Annotated in this window: 18 protein-coding genes; 3 read left to right on the top strand and 15 right to left on the bottom strand. The window is 67.3% G+C overall.

The annotated features are described in order from the left end of the window. Positions 1-306 precede the first annotated feature (306 nt). The 14 genes from ACE039_RS04460 to ACE039_RS04525 form a co-directional block, all read right to left on the bottom strand. The gene (locus ACE039_RS04460) at positions 307-1806 is read right to left on the bottom strand and encodes an aldehyde dehydrogenase (RefSeq protein ID WP_485821770.1); all 1500 of its coding nucleotides are present in this window, start codon (positions 1804-1806) and stop codon (positions 307-309) included. Further along, entirely contained in the window at positions 1803-3056 is a 1254-nt protein-coding gene (locus ACE039_RS04465; RefSeq protein WP_332008457.1) for a Zn-dependent hydrolase, read from the bottom strand. Before ACE039_RS04465 ends, ACE039_RS04460 begins: the two co-directional genes overlap by 4 nt. A gap of 36 nt (positions 3057-3092) precedes the next feature. Then, entirely contained in the window at positions 3093-4805 is a 1713-nt protein-coding gene (locus tag ACE039_RS04470) for a thiamine pyrophosphate-binding protein (protein WP_485821771.1), read from the bottom strand. Further along, positions 4802-5731, bottom strand: a complete 930-nt coding sequence (locus ACE039_RS04475; protein WP_485821772.1) for an HpcH/HpaI aldolase/citrate lyase family protein — start codon at positions 5729-5731, stop codon at positions 4802-4804. Before ACE039_RS04475 ends, ACE039_RS04470 begins: the two co-directional genes overlap by 4 nt. Continuing rightward, positions 5728-7011 (bottom strand): TRAP transporter large permease, encoded by a 1284-nt coding sequence (locus tag ACE039_RS04480; RefSeq protein ID WP_105560183.1) that lies wholly within the window; start codon positions 7009-7011, stop codon positions 5728-5730. Before ACE039_RS04480 ends, ACE039_RS04475 begins: the two co-directional genes overlap by 4 nt. A 4-nt stretch (positions 7012-7015) precedes the next feature. Further along, positions 7016-7495: a TRAP transporter small permease gene (locus tag ACE039_RS04485; protein WP_105560182.1), complete on the bottom strand. Its 480-nt coding sequence runs from the start codon at positions 7493-7495 to the stop codon at positions 7016-7018. Beyond that, the gene (locus ACE039_RS04490) at positions 7495-8490 is read right to left on the bottom strand and encodes a TRAP transporter substrate-binding protein (protein WP_448710492.1); all 996 of its coding nucleotides are present in this window, start codon (positions 8488-8490) and stop codon (positions 7495-7497) included. Before ACE039_RS04490 ends, ACE039_RS04485 begins: the two co-directional genes overlap by 1 nt. A gap of 64 nt (positions 8491-8554) precedes the next feature. Beyond that, positions 8555-9685, bottom strand: a complete 1131-nt coding sequence (locus ACE039_RS04495) for a lactonase family protein (protein ID WP_485821773.1) — start codon at positions 9683-9685, stop codon at positions 8555-8557. Further along, positions 9682-10485, bottom strand: coding sequence for an ATP-binding cassette domain-containing protein (locus ACE039_RS04500; RefSeq protein ID WP_105560180.1), 804 nt, complete (start codon positions 10483-10485; stop codon positions 9682-9684). The genes ACE039_RS04495 and ACE039_RS04500 overlap by 4 nt, the downstream gene beginning before the upstream one ends. Next, positions 10482-11480: an ABC transporter ATP-binding protein gene (locus tag ACE039_RS04505; RefSeq protein WP_448710487.1), complete on the bottom strand. Its 999-nt coding sequence runs from the start codon at positions 11478-11480 to the stop codon at positions 10482-10484. The genes ACE039_RS04500 and ACE039_RS04505 overlap by 4 nt, the downstream gene beginning before the upstream one ends. A gap of 4 nt (positions 11481-11484) precedes the next feature. Beyond that, positions 11485-12354, bottom strand: a complete 870-nt coding sequence (locus ACE039_RS04510) for an ABC transporter permease (protein ID WP_485811305.1) — start codon at positions 12352-12354, stop codon at positions 11485-11487. After that, positions 12351-13268 (bottom strand): ABC transporter permease, encoded by a 918-nt coding sequence (locus ACE039_RS04515; protein WP_105560177.1) that lies wholly within the window; start codon positions 13266-13268, stop codon positions 12351-12353. The genes ACE039_RS04510 and ACE039_RS04515 overlap by 4 nt, the downstream gene beginning before the upstream one ends. A gap of 101 nt (positions 13269-13369) precedes the next feature. Further along, positions 13370-14875 carry an ABC transporter substrate-binding protein gene (locus tag ACE039_RS04520; RefSeq protein ID WP_485821774.1) on the bottom strand — a complete coding sequence of 502 codons (1506 nt, stop codon included), beginning with the start codon at positions 14873-14875 and terminating at the stop codon, positions 13370-13372. Between the two features lie 220 nt (positions 14876-15095). Continuing rightward, positions 15096-15827 carry a FadR/GntR family transcriptional regulator gene (locus ACE039_RS04525; RefSeq protein ID WP_105560175.1) on the bottom strand — a complete coding sequence of 244 codons (732 nt, stop codon included), beginning with the start codon at positions 15825-15827 and terminating at the stop codon, positions 15096-15098. Positions 15828-16172: 345 nt separating this feature from the next. Between ACE039_RS04525 and ACE039_RS04530 the strand changes: the two genes are divergently transcribed. Both ACE039_RS04530 and ACE039_RS04535 read left to right on the top strand, forming a co-directional pair. Further along, on the top strand, positions 16173-16817 hold the full coding sequence (locus tag ACE039_RS04530; protein WP_485821775.1) for a TetR/AcrR family transcriptional regulator: 645 nt from the start codon (positions 16173-16175) through the stop codon (positions 16815-16817). A gap of 40 nt (positions 16818-16857) precedes the next feature. Next, complete coding sequence (locus ACE039_RS04535) at positions 16858-17325, top strand: YybH family protein (protein ID WP_448710483.1); 468 nt, start codon at positions 16858-16860, stop codon at positions 17323-17325. An 86-nt stretch (positions 17326-17411) separates the two neighbouring features. Here ACE039_RS04535 and ACE039_RS04540 read toward each other — a convergent pair whose 3' ends face one another. Beyond that, positions 17412-18380, bottom strand: coding sequence for an alpha/beta hydrolase (locus tag ACE039_RS04540; RefSeq protein WP_485821776.1), 969 nt, complete (start codon positions 18378-18380; stop codon positions 17412-17414). A 183-nt stretch (positions 18381-18563) separates the two neighbouring features. On the opposite strand from ACE039_RS04540, the gene ACE039_RS04545 reads away from it, so the two are divergent. After that, positions 18564-19145: a DUF4202 domain-containing protein gene (locus ACE039_RS04545; protein WP_485821777.1), complete on the top strand. Its 582-nt coding sequence runs from the start codon at positions 18564-18566 to the stop codon at positions 19143-19145. Positions 19146-19186 lie beyond the last annotated feature (41 nt).

A 19186-nucleotide genomic window follows, 5' to 3' on the forward strand; every position in this document is an offset into this window, starting at 1 on the left:
GGCGGCCCACAGCGGGGCAGCCATTGCCAGCGCCAACGCGGCGGCTAGCCGGCGGCGGGCAAAGGCAAGGGCGGGGGGATTGCGCATGGTTGTCTCCTGTCATGTTTTTCATGGCGGGAGCGCGCTGGCGCCGGCCCGCATCGGGGCGGGCTCCTCATCCCGCCCCGATGCCGTCCAAGGTGGCACAAGGGGCAGGCGGGTTCAATGCCCCGGGCGGCCAAGCAGATAGCGCGAAACGGCATGGCGCGACCGGCCGGGCGCATTCGGCCCCGGCGAGTCTCGTCCGCCTGCCGGGGCGGGGCAGCCTTAGACCGTCAGGCTGATCCAGGTGGTCTTCAGGTCTGAATACTTGTCCAGGGCATGCAGGGACTTGTCGCGGCCGAAGCCTGACTGCTTGACGCCGCCGAAAGGCACCGTGATGTCGCCGTCGGCGTAGCAGTTGACCCAGACGAGGCCAGCGCGCAGGCGGCGCGACAGCCGGTGCGCGCGCGACAGCTTCGACGTCCACAGGCCGGCGCCCAGTCCATAGACCGAATCGTTGGCCAGGCGGACGGCGTCGTCTTCGGTAGCGAAGCGCTGGGCCGCCAGCACCGGCCCGAAGATCTCTTCGCGGACCAGCGCGGAGTCCTGATTGGCGCAATCGAAGATGGTGGGTTCGATGTAGTAGCCGCCCGTCGCGGTGCGAGCCTGCTTGCCGCCCATGCGCAGGCTGGCGCCATCGGCCTGGCCGGCTGCAATGCGGGCCAGCACGCCTTGCATCTGGCGTTCGTCGACCATCGCGCCCATGGCGGTGGCGGGGTCCAGCGGATCGCCGGGCTGCAGGCTGGCGGCGTAGGCGGCCACCTTGTCCATGAACGCGTCGTAGATGCCGTCCTGCACATACAGGCGCGAGCCCGCGATGCAGACCTCGCCCTGGTTCGAGAAGATGGCCAGGGCCGCGGCCTGCGCGGCGCGGTCCAGGTCGGGGCAGTCGTCGAACACGATGTGGGGCGACTTGCCGCCGCATTCCAGCCACACGCGCTTCAGGTTCGATTCTCCGGAGTACGTCATGAACCGCTTGCCGGTGGCGGTGGATCCGGTGAACGCCACGCAGTCCACGTCCGGGTGCAGGCCCAGCGCCTGGCCGGCCACCGCGCCCAATCCGGGCACGACGCTGAAGACGCCAGCGGGAATGCCGGCTTCCTCGGCTAGCGCCGCCAGCCGGATGGACGACAGCGAGGCCTGTTCGGCCGGCTTCAGGATGACGCTGTTGCCGGCGGCCAGCGCGGGCGCGACCTTCCAGGCGGCCATCATCAGCGGGTAGTTCCACGGCACCACGGCGGCCACCACGCCCAGCGGTTCGCGCGTGATGGTGGCCAGGGCATCGGGGCCGGTCGGCGCGATCTCGTCGTAGATCTTGTCGATGGCTTCGGCGTACCAGGCGTAGCAGCGGGCCGTCTCGGGCACGTCGAATGCCAGCGCGTCGCGGATGGGCTTGCCCATGTCCAGCGTTTCCAGCAGCGCCAGTTCTTCGGTGTGCTGGTTGATCAGGGCCGCCAGGCGCAGCAGGCGTTCCTTGCGCTGACGCGGCGCAAGCGCGCTCCAGACGCCGGCGTCGAAGGCGCGGCGCGCGGCCCGCACGGCGCGGTCGACGTCGGCCTGGCCGCAGGCGGCCACATCGGTCAGCTTGCGACCGTCGATGGGGCTGGACGCGGTGAACGTCGCGCCATCGGCGGCGTTGCAATAGGCGCCGTCGATGTAGGCCTGGCCATTGAAGCGCAGGGCGTCGGCGCGGGCATGCCAGGTGGTGGAATCGTGGTGGCTCATGCGGGGGCTCCCGTGGGGTTGGCGCGCGCGACCATGGCGTCCAGCAGCACGTTGCAGCCGGCTTCCAGGTCCGAGGGCTTGGCGTCTTCGATTTCGTTGTGGCTCACGCCGTCCTTGCAGGGCACGAAGATCATGGCGGTGGGCGTGACGCTGGCCATGTAGACCGCGTCATGGCCCGCGCCCGTCACGATGTCCATGGCGGCCACGCCACGGCGGACGGCGCCGTCGCGCACTTTGCCGATCAGGTCCGGGTCGAACGGCGTGGGCGGGAAGTACTGCACTTGCTTGACGTCCACCGTCACGCCGTGGCGCTCGGCCACGTCCGTGCAGGCCGCCAGCCAGCGGGCGTCCATCTGCGTCAGCGTGGCTTCGTCTTCATGGCGAAGGTCAACCGTGAAGCGCACCTGGCCGGGGATGACGTTACGCGAACCGGGGTGCGCGTGGATCTCGCCGACGGTGCCGCGGCCATGGGGCTGGTTGTCGTTGGCGATGCCAATGACCGATTGCAGCAAGAACGTGGCGGCGTATAGCGCGTCACGGCGGATCGGCATGGGCGTCGGGCCCGCGTGCATTTCCATGCCGGTCACGACGACGTCGTACCAGCGCACTCCCAGCGAGCCCGTCACCACGCCGACCACCTTGTCTTCGTGCTCCAGGATCGGGCCTTGTTCGATATGCGCCTCGAAGTAGGCGCCCACCGGGCGGCCGCCGACCGGATCCGGGCCGGCGTAGCCGATGGCGGCCAGCTCGTCGGCCACCGACTTGCCGTCATGGTCGCGGGCGTTCAGCGCGGTTTCCAACGGGAATTTTCCCGCGAATACGCCGGAACCCATCATCACGGGCAGGAAGCGCGAGCCTTCCTCATTGGTCCAGATGGCCACTTCCAGCGGCGCCTCGGTAACGACGCCATGGTCGTTCAGGGTCCGCATGACTTCCAGCCCGGCCAGCACGCCGTAGCAGCCGTCGAACCTGCCGCCGGTGGGCTGGGTGTCGATGTGGCTGCCGGTCATGACGGGCGGCAGGTCGTTGTCGCGGCCGGCGCGGCGCGCGAAGATATTGCCCACCTGGTCCACGCGCAGCGTCATGCCCGCGTCGCGCATCCACCCGGTGACCAGGTCGCGTCCCTGGCCGTCCAGGGCGGTCAGCGCCAGCCGGCAGTTGCCGCCCTTGGGCGTGGCGCCGATTTTGGCCAGGTCCATCAGCGACTGCCACAGCCGCTGCCCGTTGATTGATATCGTGGTCATCGTCATTGTTCCTGTGTCATGTTCCTGTGTCATGTTTCCGTATCAATGCCCGGCCCGCGCGATGCGCGCCTGGGCGGCTTCGCGGATGCCCATGAGCGTTTCGCCCGGTGCGATCCCGTCGGCGTCGTAGCGGATTTCAAGCAGCGCGGGCATGCTGTGTTCCTGGGCAAAGGCCAGCGCGCGCTCGAAGGCCGGGCCGAAATTCGCGGTCCGCTCGACGGCTTCGCCATAGCCGCCGTAGCCGCGGATGATCTGCGTGAAGTCGGGGTTCTGGAAGCCCAGGGCGATCGTGCGCGCCGGGAATTCGCGTTCCTGGTGCGCGCGGATGGTGCCCCAGATGCCGTTGTTGAACACCAGCACCACCACGCCCAGCTTGTACTGCAGCGCCACGCCCAGTTCCTGCATGTTCATCTGGAAGCAGCCGTCGCCCGCGTAGCAGACGACGGTGCGCTGGCGGTCTTCCAGCTTGGCCGAAATGGCGGCGGGCAAGCCGTAGCCCATCGAGCCGACCGTCGGGGTCAGGCTGGTGCCGGGGCCGGTGTAGCGGCGGTAGCGGTGCGGGTACAGCGCATAGTTGCCCGCGCCCACGGTGATGCAGGCATCGGGCGGCACGTGCGCGTCGACATAGGCGGCGGCCGCGTCCAGGCTCATGGGGCCGGGCGAGGGCAGCGGCGCCAGGCTGTCCACCAGTTCCTGATGCGCGGCGCGCACGGCGTCGCCGCGCGGCGTGGCGTGGCCTGGGGCCAGCGTGGCGACGCTGGCGGCAAAGCTGGCCACGTCGGCCACGATGGCTTGCGTGGGCGAGAACACGCGGCCCAGTTCGGCGGCGTCGGGGTAGACGTGGATCAGCTTTTGGCGCGGCAGCGGGCTTTCAATGACGGTATAGCCTTCGGTGGTGGCCTCGCCCAGTCGCGTGCCCACGGCCAGCACCAGGTCGGCGTCGCGCAGCCGTTGGCGCAGCGCGGGCGTCATGGCCCAGCCGACGTGGCCGGCGGCGTTGGGATGGCGCTGGTCGAAGCACTCCAGGCGACGCCACGCCGTGCCCACCGGCAGTTCGAAACGTTCGGCGAAGCCGGCGATCTGGTCAATGGCGGTCTGGTGCCAGCCGTTGCCGCCCAGCAGCAGGAAGGGGCGTTCGGCCGCATCCAGCAGTTGCGTCATGCGCGCCAGGTCGGCGGCGCCGGGGTGGCTGTGCACGCGCGGATAGCGCGGCAGGTCGGCCACGCGGGCGGTGCCCCACAGCGTGTCTTCGGGCAGGGCCAGCACGACCGGGCCGGGACGGCCGCTGGTGGCGACGGCGAACGCGCGGGAAATGTACTCGGGGATGCGGTCTGTGCGGTCGATCTGCGCGACCCACTTGGCCATCTGGCCGAACATGCGTCGGTAGTCGATTTCCTGGAAGGCTTCGCGCTCCATGAAGTCGTTGCCAACCTGGCCGACGAACAGGATCATCGGCGTGGAGTCCTGGTAGGCGGTGTGCACGCCAATGCTGGCGTTGGTGGCGCCCGGACCGCGGGTCACGAAGCAGATGCCGGGTTCGCCGGTCAGCTTGCCGTAGGCTTCGGCCATATAGGCCGCGCCGCTTTCCTGGCGGCAGACAATCGGCTCGATGGCATCGGTGTGCTCGTTCAGCGCATCGATGCAGGGCAGGTAGCTTTCGCCGGGAATCATGAATACACGGCGCGCGCCGTGGATGCGCAATTGCTGCATCAAGATCTGACCGCCATTGCGTTCGGGTAATGCGGCTGACGTCATGCGGAGTCTCCTTGTTGCGGGACGGCCTGCGCCTGGCGCTCGGCGGCCCATCGTTCGAATTGGTCATGGCGCGCCAGCAGGCGGCGCGCGGTGTTGTAAGTGGGGGGATCGATACGTTCGGCGTCGTGGCGGCCGGCCCGCTGGGCCTCGAAGCGGGCCACGCAGTCGCGGGCCGCGGCAACGTCGGCGGTATTGGGCGTGAAGACCGCATGGATCAGCGGGACCTGTTCGGCCACCGTTGCGCATTTCGATTTCAGGCCCAGGCGGCGCGCCCAGCGCAGGTCGGTCTCCAGGGCGGGCAGGTCCCGGTAGTTGAACGGGCAGTCGATCGGGAGGCAGCCGGCGGCCGTGCAGTCCACCAGGAAGCGGGCGCGCACGGCGTGCAGTTCGATGCCGTCCTTGCCGCGCTCCGCGCCCAAGCTGGCGGTCAGGTCCTCGGCCGCCAGCAGGCAGGCGGACACGCGCGGGCTGGCGGTCAGGATGTCATGGGCGCGCACCAGCCCCAGCGCCGACTCCAGCGTGGGCACGATTTCGGTGCTGCCCGGCGGCAGGCCCAGCGTGGCTTCCAGGGCGGTGATGGCGTCGTCCAGCGCGATGATCTGCGCGGCGCTTTCCGCATGCGGCAGGAACACCGCGTCCGGCGCGCCGGGCATCACGCCGCGCAGGTCGGCCAGGCCGTCGTCTTCCAGCTTGTTGATGCGCACGGCGGCCACCACGCCCCGGGCGCGGCAGTCGGCGAACAGCGCGGCAATGCGCGGACGCGCCGCCGGGCGCTCGGCCGGTGCGGTGAATTCTTCCAGGTCGGCAACCAGGGCGTCGGCGCCGCTGGCCAGGCCCGCGGCCTGTGCGGCCGTGTCCAGGCCGGGCACGAACATCCAGCTGCGGCGCAGGGCGGCGGGGCGGCGGTGATAGGCGGAATGGGTCATTGCACGTGCCTCGGCAGGAACAGCACCAGTTCGGGAACAAAGGTCAGCAGCAGCATGACCGCGGTCATCGCCAACATCATCCACGACAGCGGGCGCAGCGTCTGCATCATGTTGATGCCACCGATCTTGCAGGCGGCCATCAGGTCGACCCCCACGGGCGGCGTGTTGGCGCCGATGGCCATGTTGATGGACAGCAGGATGCCGAAGTGCACCGGATCGATGTTGTAGTGCGCCAGCACGGGCATGACGACGGGGGCCACGATGATGATGACCGGGATCGCCTCCATGAATGTGCCCAGCAGCAGCAACACCACCGTCAGCACCAGCAGCACGGCCGTCTTGCTGTCGGTCCACTCCACCAGCAGGGTGGACAGCGCCTGCGGCACCTGTTCGGCCACCAGCACCCAGGCGAACAGACCGGACGCGCCGATAAGCAGCAGGATGGACGCGCTGCTTTCGCCGGTGGACTTGAGGTTGCTCCACAGCGACTTCACGCTTAGCGTGCGGTACCAGAAAAAGCCGATCAGCAACGCGTAGACGATGGCGCTGGAGGCGGCTTCGGTGGCCGTGAAGACGCCGAAGCGGATGCCGCCGATGATCAGCACGGGCACCATCAGGGCAGGCAGGGCGTCGATGGCGGCGGCGCGCAGTTCGCCCCACGAGAAGGGCTGGCCGCCGGCCCAGTTGTGCTTGCGCGACTGCCAGATGGCCACGCCAATCAGCGACAGGCCCAGCAGGATGCCCGGGATGATGCCGGCCACGAACAGCTTGCCCACCGAGGTGTCGGTGATGGTGCCGTAGACGATCAGCACGATGCTGGGCGGGATGATGGTGGACGTAGCACCGGCGCTGCCGACCAGGGCGCAGGAAAAGCCCTTGTCGTAACCGCTGCGCGCCATGGCGGGCAGCAACAGGCTGCCGATGGCCACCACGTCCGCCACGCCGGAACCCGACAGCGCGCCGAACATCAGGCAGGCCAGTACCGCCACGACGGCCAGACCGCCCTTGATGTCGCCCACGATGGCGGCGCACAGACGCACGATGCGCTGGGTCAGGCCCGCGCTGTTCATGAGTTGCGCCGCCAGGATGAAGAGCGGGATCGCCAGCAAGGTGAAGCTGTCCAGCCCCACGACATACTGCTGCGCCGCCACCATCAGGGGGGCGGCATCATAAACCGCCAGATAGGCCAGGCAGGACAGCACCAGGCCGAAAGCGATGGGCATGTCGATCAGTACCGTGATCGTGAACACGCCCATCAGGAAGAGAGCACCCGAAGACATCTTGTTAATCCTTTGCCGCGGCGGGAGCGGGCGAGAACAGTTGCGCCAGATGCACCACGATGGTGACGGCGCAGGCGAACGGCAGCGCCAGGTAGACCGTGCCGGCGGACACGTCCAGCGCGGGCAACGTCTGGTCCTTCGTCAGCTCGGCCAACTGCCAGCCGGCGTAGCCCAGCGCGACCAGTCCGGCGATGACCAGCACCTGATTGACGCGTTCAAACACATTCAGCACGCGCGGACTGCGCACGACGAAGGGCAGCAGGCCGGCCATCAGGTGCGACCGTTCGTAGCTGCAGGCGACGCCGCCGATGAAGGCGGACCACACCAGGACCAGGCGCGGCAGTTCTTCGGCCCAATGGGGCGTGGAGTGGGTAACGAAGCGGGCAAACACCACATAGGTGATCAGGATCGCCAGCAAGGCCACCGCCAACGCGGCGAAGGCCTTGCTGATGCCCGACAGGATGGCGGACAGTCGGTTCAGCATTACCGGGCCTCGCGGTACTTCTGCACGATGGCCATCAGCTCAGGGCCGTAGGTGACCGAATAGGTCTTCCACACGGGCTGGACGGCGGCGGCGAATGCGGCTTTGTCCACCTCGTTGACCTGCATGCCTTTCTCTTTCAGCTGCGCCACGAACTGCTGGTCGCCATCGGTGATCATCTTGCGCTGGGCGTCGCGCCACTTGTCGGCGGCGGCCTGCACGATCTTCTTGTCATCGGCCGAGATGCGGTTCCACACCGGCTTGGAGACGATCAGGTTGGCGGGGCCCCAGACGTGGCCGGTCAACGACAGGTATTTCTGCACTTCGAAGAACGACGAGGTATAGATGATGGACAGCGGGTTTTCCTGCGCATCGAAGACCTTCTGCTGCAACGCCGAATACAGTTCGCCAAACGCCAGCGGGGCCGGGTTGGCGCCCAGCGCGGTGAAGGTGTCCAGGCGCATCTTGTCTGGCGTCACGCGCGTCTTCAGCCCATTCAGGTCGGCGGGCTTGGCGACGGGGCCGCGGTTGTTGGTGACGTGGCGGAAACCGTTTTCCCACCAGGAAATGATGGTCAGGTTCTTCTTGTCGGCCAGCTTGGCCAGCGCCTCGCCCAGGTCGCCGTCATAGGCCTTGTAGGCTTGCTGCGAGCTGGACCACGTGTAGGGCAGTTCCACCACGCCGAACTTGGGCTCGATTGGCTGCAGCGAACCCGAGCCAATGATGGCCGCGCCCTGGCTGCCGATCTGCAGGCCTTCCAGCATGGTTTTTTCGTTGCCCAGCTGGCCGCTGGGGAACAGGATGAAGTTGACGCGGCCGGCGGTCTTTTCCTTGACCTCGGCGGCGAAGCCCTCGGCGGCCTTGTTCCAGCTGTGGCTGGGGGCCAGCACGTGGCCCAGCTTGATGTCCAGGGCGTGGGCGGACAGCGGCGCCAGGCCCGCCATGGCGAATACGGCGCCGGCCAGCAGGACGTTGGATTTCTTGAGTGTTTGGATCATGGTGGGGTTCCAGATGCGAAAAGGGATGGATGGATAGGAGATCGAAGGCGGGGTGCGGCCCCGCTCAGTAGGATTGCCCCCGCATGGATGCGGGGTGGCCGGGCAAAGGAATGCGCGTGCCGGTATCGGTCAGGCCGTTGTCTCCGACGGCCAGCACCTGCAGCGTGGCATCCAGGAAATTGCCGACATACAGATAGCGGCTGTCGGGGCTGAAGGCCACGCCCTCCGGCAGCGCGCCGACGTCGATGGCGTTGACTCGCGAGACGCGCCGGCCGTCGATGCGCAACAGCACGATCTGGCCACGAGGGTGGTGGAACCATGCCGACGCCGGGTTGTTGGACCCCTGCACGATGGCCACGGCGGCATGGCGGCCGTCGGGGCTGATGGCGATGCCTTCCGGGCCGTCTTCCACCATCAGGCGGTCAATGACGCGGGGCGGCGTGGCCGACAGGTCAACCACGCTGACGGAGTCGGCATGCCCATCGGACGCCGTGGGGCTGCCCATGTCCACCACCAGCGCCAGCGTGCCGTCTGGCGACACGACCAGGTTGAACGGCACGAGGCCGGTGGTCAGATCGTCGGCAGGGTCATGCGTGACGCGGGGCGCGGGGCCGTCTTCGTCGATGTGCAGGACGCCCAGCCGATGCGTGTCGGTCTTGACGACGAAGGCGCGGCGGCCGTCGGCGGAAAACGAGACCGCGACCACGGGCGTGCCCATGTCGACCTCGCCGCAGGATTCGACGCGGCCATCGGCAATCTTCAACACCGATACGGAACGGCCGGCCTTGTTGGCGACCAGGGCCAGCGTTCCCGCGCGGTTGATGGACAGGCCGGACGGCTGCAGCCCGATCTGCAGTGTTTGCGTCAATGCGGGCGGGTTTGCGCGCAGGTCGATCACGTGCAGGTCGCGGCCGGGCGTCGGCTGCCAGCCCGCGCCGTCGTCTTGTGCCGGCCACGCCATGGAATCGGCGACCAACGCCAGGCGCTGGTCGGGCGTGACGGCCAGGTTGACCGGTGGGCCGAACAGCGAGTTGGGCAGCGGCAAGGTCGCGACGCATGCGGGCGCGGCAGGATTGGCGGCGGCATCGAAGATGCTGAGGGTGTCGCGTCCAGGTTCCAGGAAACGGATCTGGCCATCGTCCCAGGTGACTTTCTCGTCGTTGCCGACCAGCAGGAAGTGGGGCGACGGCTTCATGCCGCCCGCTCCTGGGCCTGCGGCACGGCCAGCGTCGCGCCGATCAGTTGCCGCGTATAGGGATGGACGGGCGAAAAATACACACTGTCCGCGTCGCCGCGTTCGACCACCCGGCCGCCCTGCAGCACGACGATCTGGTCCGCGATGTGCTGCACGACGGCCAGGTTGTGACTGATGAACAGGTAGCCCAGTCCGCGCTCGCGCTGCAATGCCATCAGCAGGTTCAGGATCTGGGCCTGCACCGATACGTCCAGCGCCGATGTGGGTTCGTCGCAGATCAGCAGCTGGGGTTCCAGCATCAGTGCGCGGGCGATGGCCACGCGCTGGCGCTGGCCGCCGGACAATTCCCGCGGATAACGCGCCGCGAAGGCCGGAACCAGCCCCACGGCGTCCATCATCCGGCGCACCGAAGCCGCCTGCGTCGTGGCGTCGCCCATGCCGTGCACGCGTAATGGCGCGGTCAGGATTTCGTTGATGGTGCGGCGCGGATTCAGCGACGAGTACGGATCCTGGAACACCATCTGGATACGGCGGGCGCGGGCGCGCGCCGGCATTGCGGCCAGCGGTTGGCCGTCCAGCAGCGCCTGGCCCTGCGTTGGGGCCAACAGGCCCAGCATCAGTTTGGCGATGGTGGATTTGCCGCTGCCGGATTCTCCCACCAGGCCGATGGTCTGGCCGGCGGGCACATGCAGGTCGATGTCGTGCAGGATGCGCGGCGCGGGCCGGCGCGAGAAAAGACTGGCGCGCCCGTACTGGAAACACAGGCCGTTCAGGCTGATGCTGGCGGAGGTCGGATTCATGCCGGGGCTCCTGGGCGCATGGCGCCGGGTTTGACGCAAAGGCAGCGGTGTCCGCCTTGTACGCGGGCGGCGACCGGCTGCGCGCAACGCGCCTCCGCCACCGGGCAGCGTTCACGGAAGGCGCAGCCGCGGATGGCCGTGTCCAGCGACGGCACCGCGCCCGCGATGGTTGGCAGATCGGTGCGGGGCGCGGTGCGGCCAGGCTGCGGAATGCAATTCAGCAGCATGGCGGTGTAGGGGTGGCGGGGTTGTCCCAGCACCTCCTGGACGCTGCCGCCTTCGACGATGTCGCCCGCGTACATGACGATGACGTGGTCGGCGATGCGCGCCACCAGCCCCATATCGTGCGAGATGAACACCATTCCCAGGCCGAACTCCGCCTGGATGTCGCGCAGCAGGTCCAGCAGTTCGGCTTGCACGGTTACGTCCAGCGCGGTGGTGGGCTCGTCGGCGATCAGCAATTCGGGGCCGCACATCAGTGCCATCGCAATCATCACGCGCTGGCGCAGGCCGCCCGACAGCTCGAACGGGTACTGCTTCATGCGGTCTTGCGGGTTTGCGATGCCGACGCGGCGCAGCAGGTATTCGGCGCGTTCGGCGGCCTGGCGGCGACTGACGGGCTGGTGCCGGCGCAGCACGTCGATCAGCTGCGTGCCGATCGGAAACACCGGATTCAGCGATGTCATCGGATCCTGGAAGATCATGGCGATGCGCGCCCCGCGCAACGCCGCCAGTTGGCGGGGCGTCAGGGCGGACAGGTCCTGGCCGGCGAATTCCAGCTTCGCCACGCGGCGGCGCGCGGCGGCGGGCAGCAAGTCCAGCAGCGCCAGCGCGGTCAGCGACTTGCCGCAGCCCGATTCGCCGACGATGCACAGGGTCTTGCCGCGTTCCAGGCTGAAGTCCACCGCGCGCACGACGTGTTTGACGTGCGTGGCGGCGTGGATATCGATGTGCAGGCCCTGGACTTGCAGGAGGGGATGGTGGGTGGCGGTCATGACGTCAGCCCTTTTTCATTTGGATGGCGCGCAGTGTCTCGCCCGCGCGGTTCACGCACAGGACCAGCACGAACAGCACGATGCTGGGGATGACCACGAGCGACGGCTGGAACAGCATGTTCTCTTTGCCCTCGGCGATCATCAGGCCCAGCGATGGCATCGGGGCCGGCACGCCCAGGCCCAGGAACGACAGCGAGGCCTCGAGCGTGATTGCCATGGCGGCGTCCACGGTGCCGATGATGAGCAGGTTGCCCACCAGGTTCGGCAAGATGTCGCGCCAGATGATCTGCAGATGCGTGCAGCCTTGCAGGCGGGACGCCGTGACGAATTCGGCGTTGCGCAGCCCGGCCGCCATGGTGCGCGCAACCAGCGCATAGCGTTCCCACAGCAGCAGGCCCAGCACCAGCATCACGACGGTCAACGAGGCGCCCACCACCGACACCACGGCCAGCGCCACCAGGATGATGGGCAGCGCGAGGCGGGCGGTGATAAGGAACGACACGACGCGGTCGACGGCGCCGCCGAAGTAGCCCGCGACCACGCCGAGCGTCGTGCCGATCAGGCCGCCCATCAGCGCGACGGACAGGCCGATCAAGGCCGATACGCGCACGCCGTACAACGCGCGTGCCAGTACGTCGCGGCCCAGCTGATCGGTGCCCAGAACGTGGTTCCAGTCGCCGCCCTCGGCCCACACCGGTTCCTGCAAGCGCGCCAGCAGGTCTTGCGAGTACGGGTCGTGCGCAATCAGGTAGGGGCCGACCAGGCCGGCCAGCACCAACAGGGCCAGCACGGCCAGGCCGATACGGCGTCCGGCGCGGGCCGCGCGTTCGCCGCGGGGCGCGGCGGGCAGGGAAGAAGAGAGGATAGTGCTCATGAGGCGGCTCGCACGCGGGGATCCAGCCAACCGTTGATCAGGTCGGCGGCCAGGGTCAGGACGATGTAGATCAGCGCAAAGATCAGGATCAGCGCCTGCATCGTGGGAAAGTCGCCGCGCAGGATGGACGTCCAGGCCAGCAGCCCGGCGCCGTTGATCGCGAAGACGGTTTCGATGACGACAGAACCGGCCAGCAGGGTGCCCATCTGGGCAGCCGCCAGCGACACCAGGGGGCGCAGGGCGTTGCGCAGCGCGTACTTGAGCACGACGCTGGCGCCGCCCAGGCCCATGGCGCGGGCGGTGCGGATGTAGTCGGTGGCCAGCACCGTCTCCATCTCGGATTTCATCAGGCGCAGCATGGCGGGCATGGCAAAAAGCCCCAGCGCCACGACCGGCATCACGTAGTGTTTCCAGCTGTCGAAGCCCGAGGCTGGCAGCCATTGGTTGCGCACGCTGAACACGATGATCAGCAGGAAAGCCAGACAGAACGGCGGCATGGCCTGTGCGCAGGCCGATAGCAGCATGGTCGCGCGGTCGATCAGCGAGCCTTTGCGCAATCCGGCCAGCACGCCCAGCGGAATCGCCAGCAACAGCGCGAACGCCATCGCGGCCAGGCCCAGCTTGGCGGTGGCGGGGAAGTGCTGGCCCAGCAATTCGGCCACGGGACGGCTGAAGTACAGGCTGTCGCCGAAATCACCGCGCACGACGCCGGAAAGCCAACGGCCGTACTGCACCAGAATCGGATCGCTGAAGCCGTGTTGCTGCGACAGCCGGGCGGCGTCGGCGGCGCTGCCTTCACCGGCCAGGCGCGCGGCCGGGTTGCCGGAGGCGAACACCAGCGAAAAGCTGATCAGCGACACGAACACCACCAGCAAGGCGGCAACCAGCAAACGGCGGAACAGGAATGCAATCATGGGTCAACCTCTGTCGCGATGCACCGGCGCGCGCCGCCCCGCCGGGACGCCGAAGCGCCCCGGCCGGAACAGGCATTGCGCCGGCGCGGCGGCCGTCTGGATCAGTTCCAGGTGGCCTTGTAGAAGCGCGGGAATTCGTCGCCGTCTACCGAAAAGTTCAGGTCTTTGGCCTGCACGGCGTTCAGCGAGTGATTCCACAGCGGCACCCAGTACGCCTGATCCGCCACGATCTTCTGGGCCGCCGCGTAGTTCTTGGCGCGCAGGTCGCGGTCTACCGACGTGTCGGCCGCTTCCAGGTACTTGATGACTTCGGGGTTGCGGGCCTGGTCGTCCGGACCGCCGCGGAAGAAGTTGCTGGTGGACAGCGCCGCGTCGGCGATGCCGTAAGAGCCCCAGTTGGACGACAGCATGGCGATCTTGCCGTCGCGCCAGTTGGTCATGGCGGTGCCGTACTGCTGTTCAACCAGGTTCAGCTTGATGCCGGCCTGCGCCATCTGGGCGGCGGCCGCGTCCAGGATGCTGCGCGGCGGCGCCGAGATCACCAGGTCCAGCGTGATGCCGTTGGGATAGCCGGCGGACGCCAGCAACTGCTTGGCCCGGGCGGGGTCGAACTTATAGGTCTGCACGTCGGCGGCGCAGCCGAACTGGGCCGGGTTGCATGCCGCGTTGATGACCTTGGACGCGCCGCCCACCAGCGCGCGACGGATCGCTTCGCGGTCGATGGCGTAGTTGATGGCCTGGCGCACTTCCTGCTTGGCCAGCGGGGACTTGCCGTCGTCGAAACGCGGATTCAGCGAGATATAGCTGATGCGCATGATGCTGCTGCTCTTGACCGTGACCGACGGCGTCTTCTCCATGCGGCGGGCCACGTCCGGCGGCACGCGCCAGATCCAGTCCAGGCCGCCGGACAGCAATTCGGCGTACTGGGTGTTGGCGTCGGGCAGCACGCGCACCACCAGCTTCTTCACGGCCGGTTTGGCGCCGAAGTAGTCGTCGAAGCGCTCATAGACGTAGCGGCTGCCCGGTTGGCTGTCGGTCAGGCGGTAGGGGCCGGTGCCGATCGGCTTGGCGCCCATGTCGGACTGGTTGGCCTCGTAGTACTTGCGCGGGTAGATCGGCAGGTTCTCGGACAGCATTTCCAGCGCCAGCGGGTAGGGCGTCTTCATCTTGATGCGCACGGTGTCGTCGCCCACTTTTTCCGCGCGGGCGATCCATGCGACCTGGTTCTGAAAGCGTACCTTGTAGCCATCGGAAGACACCAGGTTCAGCGTGTACAGCACGTCGTCGATGGTCAGCAGCGACCCGTCGTGGAACTTCACGTCGCGGCGGATGGGCAGTTCGATGGTGGTGTCGTCCACGAACTTGTAGCCCGTGGCGATGGCCGGGCCGAATTCGCCCGTGTCCTGGTTCTTTTGCAGCAACCCCGAGAAGACCATGCGCGCCAGCGCCAGGCCGGGACGGTCCGATTCCTTGTACGCGTCCAGCGTGGCCGGCGCCGCGTCGAAGGCGATGTTGAGGGAGTTGTCAGCCTTATTGGCCTGGGCGGCGTGGGCGCCTAGCGCCAATAGCGCCGCGCTCACTAGCTTCACGGTACGGGTCAGCTGCATGTTTTCACCTTGAGATGTTTTAAGTATTTGACGTACGGGTACTGCGTGTACTGCGGGTAATGCGGGTCTTGAAGGACTGCGGAATCTTGTCGTGCCGCGCAACATCGCAGGCAAGCCGCTCCCCTTGCCGCAGGCGGCGCATTTCGCGCCGGCGGTGCACGCACGGTCGGTAGGGAGAGAGAGGCCTGAGGCGCAGGCGGCGGGTTAACGGGTCATCGAATCATCGGATCCCAGCGTTGCCGAAGTCTTCCCGCAAACGCGCCAGGATGCCGACCAGGTGGTCGTGCATGGCATGGCGCGCGCGGATGGGATCGCGGTCGACGATGGCCGCGAGGATGCGTTCATGTTCTTTCTGCGCTTCGCTCCACACTTTGGTGGTCACGAAGTGCTCTTCCAACCGGTGGAAGACCGGGCTGAGCGTGCTGAGATGCCAGATGTGCGAGATGGCCGCGGCCAGTGCGGCATTGCCGCAGGCTGCGCCGATGGCGCTATGGAAGGCGCGGTCGTGCACGCTGGGCGATTCGGTCAGCGACATGCCTTCATGTGCCACGCGAATCGCCGCGATCTGCGCGGGAGAGGCCTTTTGCGCGGCCAGCGCGGCGCATTCCGGTTCGATCAGCAGGCGAGTTTCCAGCAGGTCGAAGGGGCCGATGTCGGTGGCTTCGACGCTGTCCGCCGCAGGGGGCAAGGGGGCGTCCTGGTAGCCGCCATCTTCGCGCGGCGGGCAGACGAACACGCCAGTGCCGACGCGCACGTCCACATACCCCTCGATTTCCAGCGCGATCAGCGCTTCCCGCACCGACGCGCGGCTGACTTGCAGCTGTTCCGCCAACTCTCGTTCAGCGGGCAATCTGCCGCCGGCGGGGAAGTCGCCCGCCTTGATGCGCGCGGCGATCTGGTCGGCGATCATGCGGTAGAGGCGGGTCGAGGCTACGGCCTGAAGGGAAGTCATTGTGGCGGGGGAAGGAGTGTTTGGGGGGTAGAGCGTAATAGGTCCGGGGCGGCTATGTCTTGCGCGGGATCGAAGGACAGCGGAAATGCGGTTCAGGGGTCTGATGGTCCAGTGGTCAGGCCACTGGACGAAATGTACCGGACGGAATTCGCCTTGGGAATCGGGAACGGCCCGTTTTCCGCCGTTTTCAGGGAAAACCACTAGGACGACGGACGTGCTCACGCGGCCCGGACCCGGGCGGCGAACCGCCGCGAAGCCGATCCGAGGGCGCGCGAGGGGCACGATAGCCGCGATGGGGCCGCCGTCCCCTACACTTGGCGTCTTTATCCGTTCGCCGATTCGCCCATGACTTCACCTCGCGTCAAAGCGCCCCTGCCGGCCTCCCAGCCGCGTCCGCCTCGGACCAAGCCCGCCGAGGTGCGCCTGGAGGAATTGATGGCCGCCGCCGAAAAGCTGTTCCTGGCTAACGGCGTGGAGGCCACCACCATCAGCAGCATCGTGGAAGAGGCCCAGGTCGCCAAGGGCACGTTCTACCACTACTTTGCGGCCAAGACCGACATGCTGGCGGCACTGGCCGCCCGCTACACGCGCCAGTATCTGGACGCGCTGGAGCGCGCCGTGGCCGCCTGCGAGGACGATGATTGGACGGGCAAGCTGCAAGCCTGGATCCACGCCAGCATCCAGACCTACGTGGATACCTACCGCACGCATGACATCGTCTATGGCAACCATCACCATCACGACCGCCAGAACCGCGACAAGAACGCCATCCTGGACCAATTGCTGGGAATCTTGCAGGGTGGGAAGGCGGCAGGCGCCTGGTCGTTGCCGCAGCCCAGGATCACCGCTTTGCTGATCTATTCGGGCGTGCATGGCGTCAGCGACGATGCCATCGCGGCCCGGTTGGAAGACTGTACGGCGTTCGCGCAGCGTGTCTCGGAAGACTGTCTGCGCATGCTCGGCGGGCCGACGCCTGCACGCCGCCGCTAGTTCTCATTGGTTTTGTTGCCGCATCGAAAGGAGAGACCCCATGTCCGTGCAAGCCCTGGTTTCTGTCGACCCCGTTGACGCCGCTGCCGTGCGCGCCTGGTTCAAGGAACTGTCCGACCACGTGCAAGCCGTGGATTACGCGGCGGCCCGCCACCTGTTCGCCGACGATTTCGTCGCCTTCGGCACGTATACGAATTTCGTCAGTGGCCGCGACCATGCGGAAAAGACACAGTGGCGCAACGTCTGGTTCACGATCGACGACTTCGTGTGGCGGCTGGACGATGTGCAGAACTTCGTGTCGCCCGACCGGCTGTTCGCCGTGGGCATGGCAGTGTGGGATTCGATCGGTTACCACCCGGACGGCAAGCCGTTCGAGCGCGTTGGCCGCGCCACCGTGTCGTTCGCGCGGGAAGCCGTGGGCGAACCCTGGGTCGCCACCCATACGCACATGTCGCTGTTCCGCGATACGCCCAGCGTGTCGCACGGCAACAAGCCGGCGCGCAGCTGACGGCGGCTGTTGGCCGGCGTTGCCGCCGACGCAAAAAGGCCCCATCGGATCGGAGTCTCGTGGGGCCTTTGGCGGAGGGCGCTCTGCTACGCCGCCAGATTGCGTTTCAGCGCCTGGACGAGGTCGGCCCGGGCTTCTTGCGCCTGGGGCAGCAGGCGCGTCATGCCGATGAAGCTGTGCGGCACGCCCGAGTACACAATGAAGTTCGGGGCGGCGCCAGCGGCGAACAGCTTGTTGGCCAGGTCCAGCGTGTCGTCCAGCAGAGGGTCCAGGGCGGCGGCTTGCAGAATCAGCGGAGGCAGGCCGGCCACGTCCGCGTGCAGCGGCGCAACGCCGGGATCGGTCAGTTGGGCGGCGTCGGTCACGTACTGGCGCCAGAACCAGTCCAGTTTTTCCGTGGACAGCCCGAAGCGCCCGTCGCCAAACGACTCGTGCGAGGCCGTGTCGCGGCGGGCCGACAACATGCCGTAAATGACCACGCCCGTCTTGATGAATGCGTCGCCTTCGTCGCGCAGCCGCTGCAATGCGGCCAGCGCCAGATTGCCACCGGCCGATTCGCCGCCGACCGACAGGCGCTTCGCGTCCAAACCCAGGGATGGCGCCTGGTCACGCAGCCAGCGTAGTGCGCCCAGGACTTGCTCCAGCGCCACGGGGTAGCGGGCTTCAGGCGACAGCGCGTAAGACAGGCCGGCGGTCACAATGCCGGCGTCGGCCGAGATTTCTCGCTTCCAGCGGTCCAGCGTGTCCAGGTCGCCGTGCGCGAAGCCGCCGCCGTGCAGGTGCAGATACAGCGGCAGCGGTGCGTCCGAGGCGCCTTCCGGGTAGTACAGGCGCAACGTCGCGGGCACCGGCAAATGGTCCAGCCGATGTTCGACCACGCGGCCCACGGGCGGAGCGGGTTGGCTCAGCCATTGCTGATACGCGCGGCTTTGCTCGCGGGTTTCGGCTAGCGGCGTGGTCAGCACGTTGGGCGTGCCCACGCCGTGCTGCTTGGCCAGTGCTTGCGCGGCCAGCACGTCGGCGGCCAGGGTAGGGGTGAAGGTGGCGTTGCTCATATAAATTCCAGTGCTCGCATGCCGTCAGTATGACGCGCTTCGCGGCGCCCGGCCAAATAAGGGCGGGGCATATTGATCCCGCTTCGCCGCGATGCGCGGGCCATCCCGGCGCTATGATGATTTCCTTTCGGGATGCACCCCGGACTTCCGCCGGCCACCGGCGCCTTCTTGGATACGCTACGCATGAACGACCGTCTACAACAGGCGCTGCTTCGGTTCGACCAGTACAACAGCGCCGACCCCAATCTGTTTTCGTGGCAGGGCGAAACCTGTCCCCAAGAATTGTTCCTGGCGCAAAAGCTGCACGAATGGGTGCTGAAATTGGCGCCGGATGCGTCCGAGCCGCTGATCCTGGCCTCTCGTTGCCAGCATATCGGGCGCTGGGAGATCACCAGAAAGTCCTACCCTGAAGGGCGTATCGGCTACCTGACGTGGCGCAAGGCGCTGGCGCGCCATCACGCGGGCATCGCAGAAGCTATCCTGCGCGATACGGGCTACCCTCAGGACGTGATCGACCGCGTGACGGCGATCGTCATGAAGCAGGGCATCAAGCAGGATGCCGATGTGCAGACGATGGAAAACGCCTTGTGCCTGGTATTCCTGCAATACCAGTACGAAGATTTCCATCCCGCTCATGGCGAGAAGATCGTCGATATCCTGAAGAAGTCGCTGCTGAAGATGGACGCGGCCGGTCACAAGTGGGCGCTGACGCTGCCGTATTCGCCGGCAGGAATGGCGCATATCGAAAAGGCGCTGGCGGGCTGACGCGTCGTCGGCCGCGCAAGTGCAAACCCGGCCTGCGGCGT

This window comes from Achromobacter maghribensis (assembly GCF_057334215.1).

Bases quoted from the DNA above. Each gene is read 5' to 3' on its own strand.
- ACE039_RS04485 (WP_105560182.1), bottom strand. From the start codon at position 7,495: ATGCTGAACCGACTGTCCGCCATCCTGTCGGGCATCAGCAAGGCCTTC.
- ACE039_RS04500 (WP_105560180.1), bottom strand. From the start codon at position 10,485: ATGAATCCGACCTCCGCCAGCATCAGCCTGAACGGCCTGTGTTTCCAG.
- ACE039_RS04490 (WP_448710492.1), bottom strand. From the start codon at position 8,490: ATGATCCAAACACTCAAGAAATCCAACGTCCTGCTGGCCGGCGCCGTA.
- ACE039_RS04505 (WP_448710487.1), bottom strand. From the start codon at position 11,480: ATGACCGCCACCCACCATCCCCTCCTGCAAGTCCAGGGCCTGCACATC.
- ACE039_RS04495 (WP_485821773.1), bottom strand. From the start codon at position 9,685: ATGAAGCCGTCGCCCCACTTCCTGCTGGTCGGCAACGACGAGAAAGTC.
- ACE039_RS04545 (WP_485821777.1), top strand. From the start codon at position 18,564: ATGAACGACCGTCTACAACAGGCGCTGCTTCGGTTCGACCAGTACAAC.
- ACE039_RS04520 (WP_485821774.1), bottom strand. From the start codon at position 14,875: ATGCAGCTGACCCGTACCGTGAAGCTAGTGAGCGCGGCGCTATTGGCG.
- ACE039_RS04480 (WP_105560183.1), bottom strand. From the start codon at position 7,011: ATGTCTTCGGGTGCTCTCTTCCTGATGGGCGTGTTCACGATCACGGTA.
- ACE039_RS04510 (WP_485811305.1), bottom strand. From the start codon at position 12,354: ATGAGCACTATCCTCTCTTCTTCCCTGCCCGCCGCGCCCCGCGGCGAA.
- ACE039_RS04470 (WP_485821771.1), bottom strand. From the start codon at position 4,805: ATGACGTCAGCCGCATTACCCGAACGCAATGGCGGTCAGATCTTGATG.
- ACE039_RS04465 (WP_332008457.1), bottom strand. From the start codon at position 3,056: ATGACGATGACCACGATATCAATCAACGGGCAGCGGCTGTGGCAGTCG.
- ACE039_RS04460 (WP_485821770.1), bottom strand. From the start codon at position 1,806: ATGAGCCACCACGATTCCACCACCTGGCATGCCCGCGCCGACGCCCTG.
- ACE039_RS04540 (WP_485821776.1), bottom strand. From the start codon at position 18,380: ATGAGCAACGCCACCTTCACCCCTACCCTGGCCGCCGACGTGCTGGCC.
- ACE039_RS04475 (WP_485821772.1), bottom strand. From the start codon at position 5,731: ATGACCCATTCCGCCTATCACCGCCGCCCCGCCGCCCTGCGCCGCAGC.
- ACE039_RS04515 (WP_105560177.1), bottom strand. From the start codon at position 13,268: ATGATTGCATTCCTGTTCCGCCGTTTGCTGGTTGCCGCCTTGCTGGTG.
- ACE039_RS04525 (WP_105560175.1), bottom strand. From the start codon at position 15,827: ATGACTTCCCTTCAGGCCGTAGCCTCGACCCGCCTCTACCGCATGATC.
- ACE039_RS04535 (WP_448710483.1), top strand. From the start codon at position 16,858: ATGTCCGTGCAAGCCCTGGTTTCTGTCGACCCCGTTGACGCCGCTGCC.
- ACE039_RS04530 (WP_485821775.1), top strand. From the start codon at position 16,173: ATGACTTCACCTCGCGTCAAAGCGCCCCTGCCGGCCTCCCAGCCGCGT.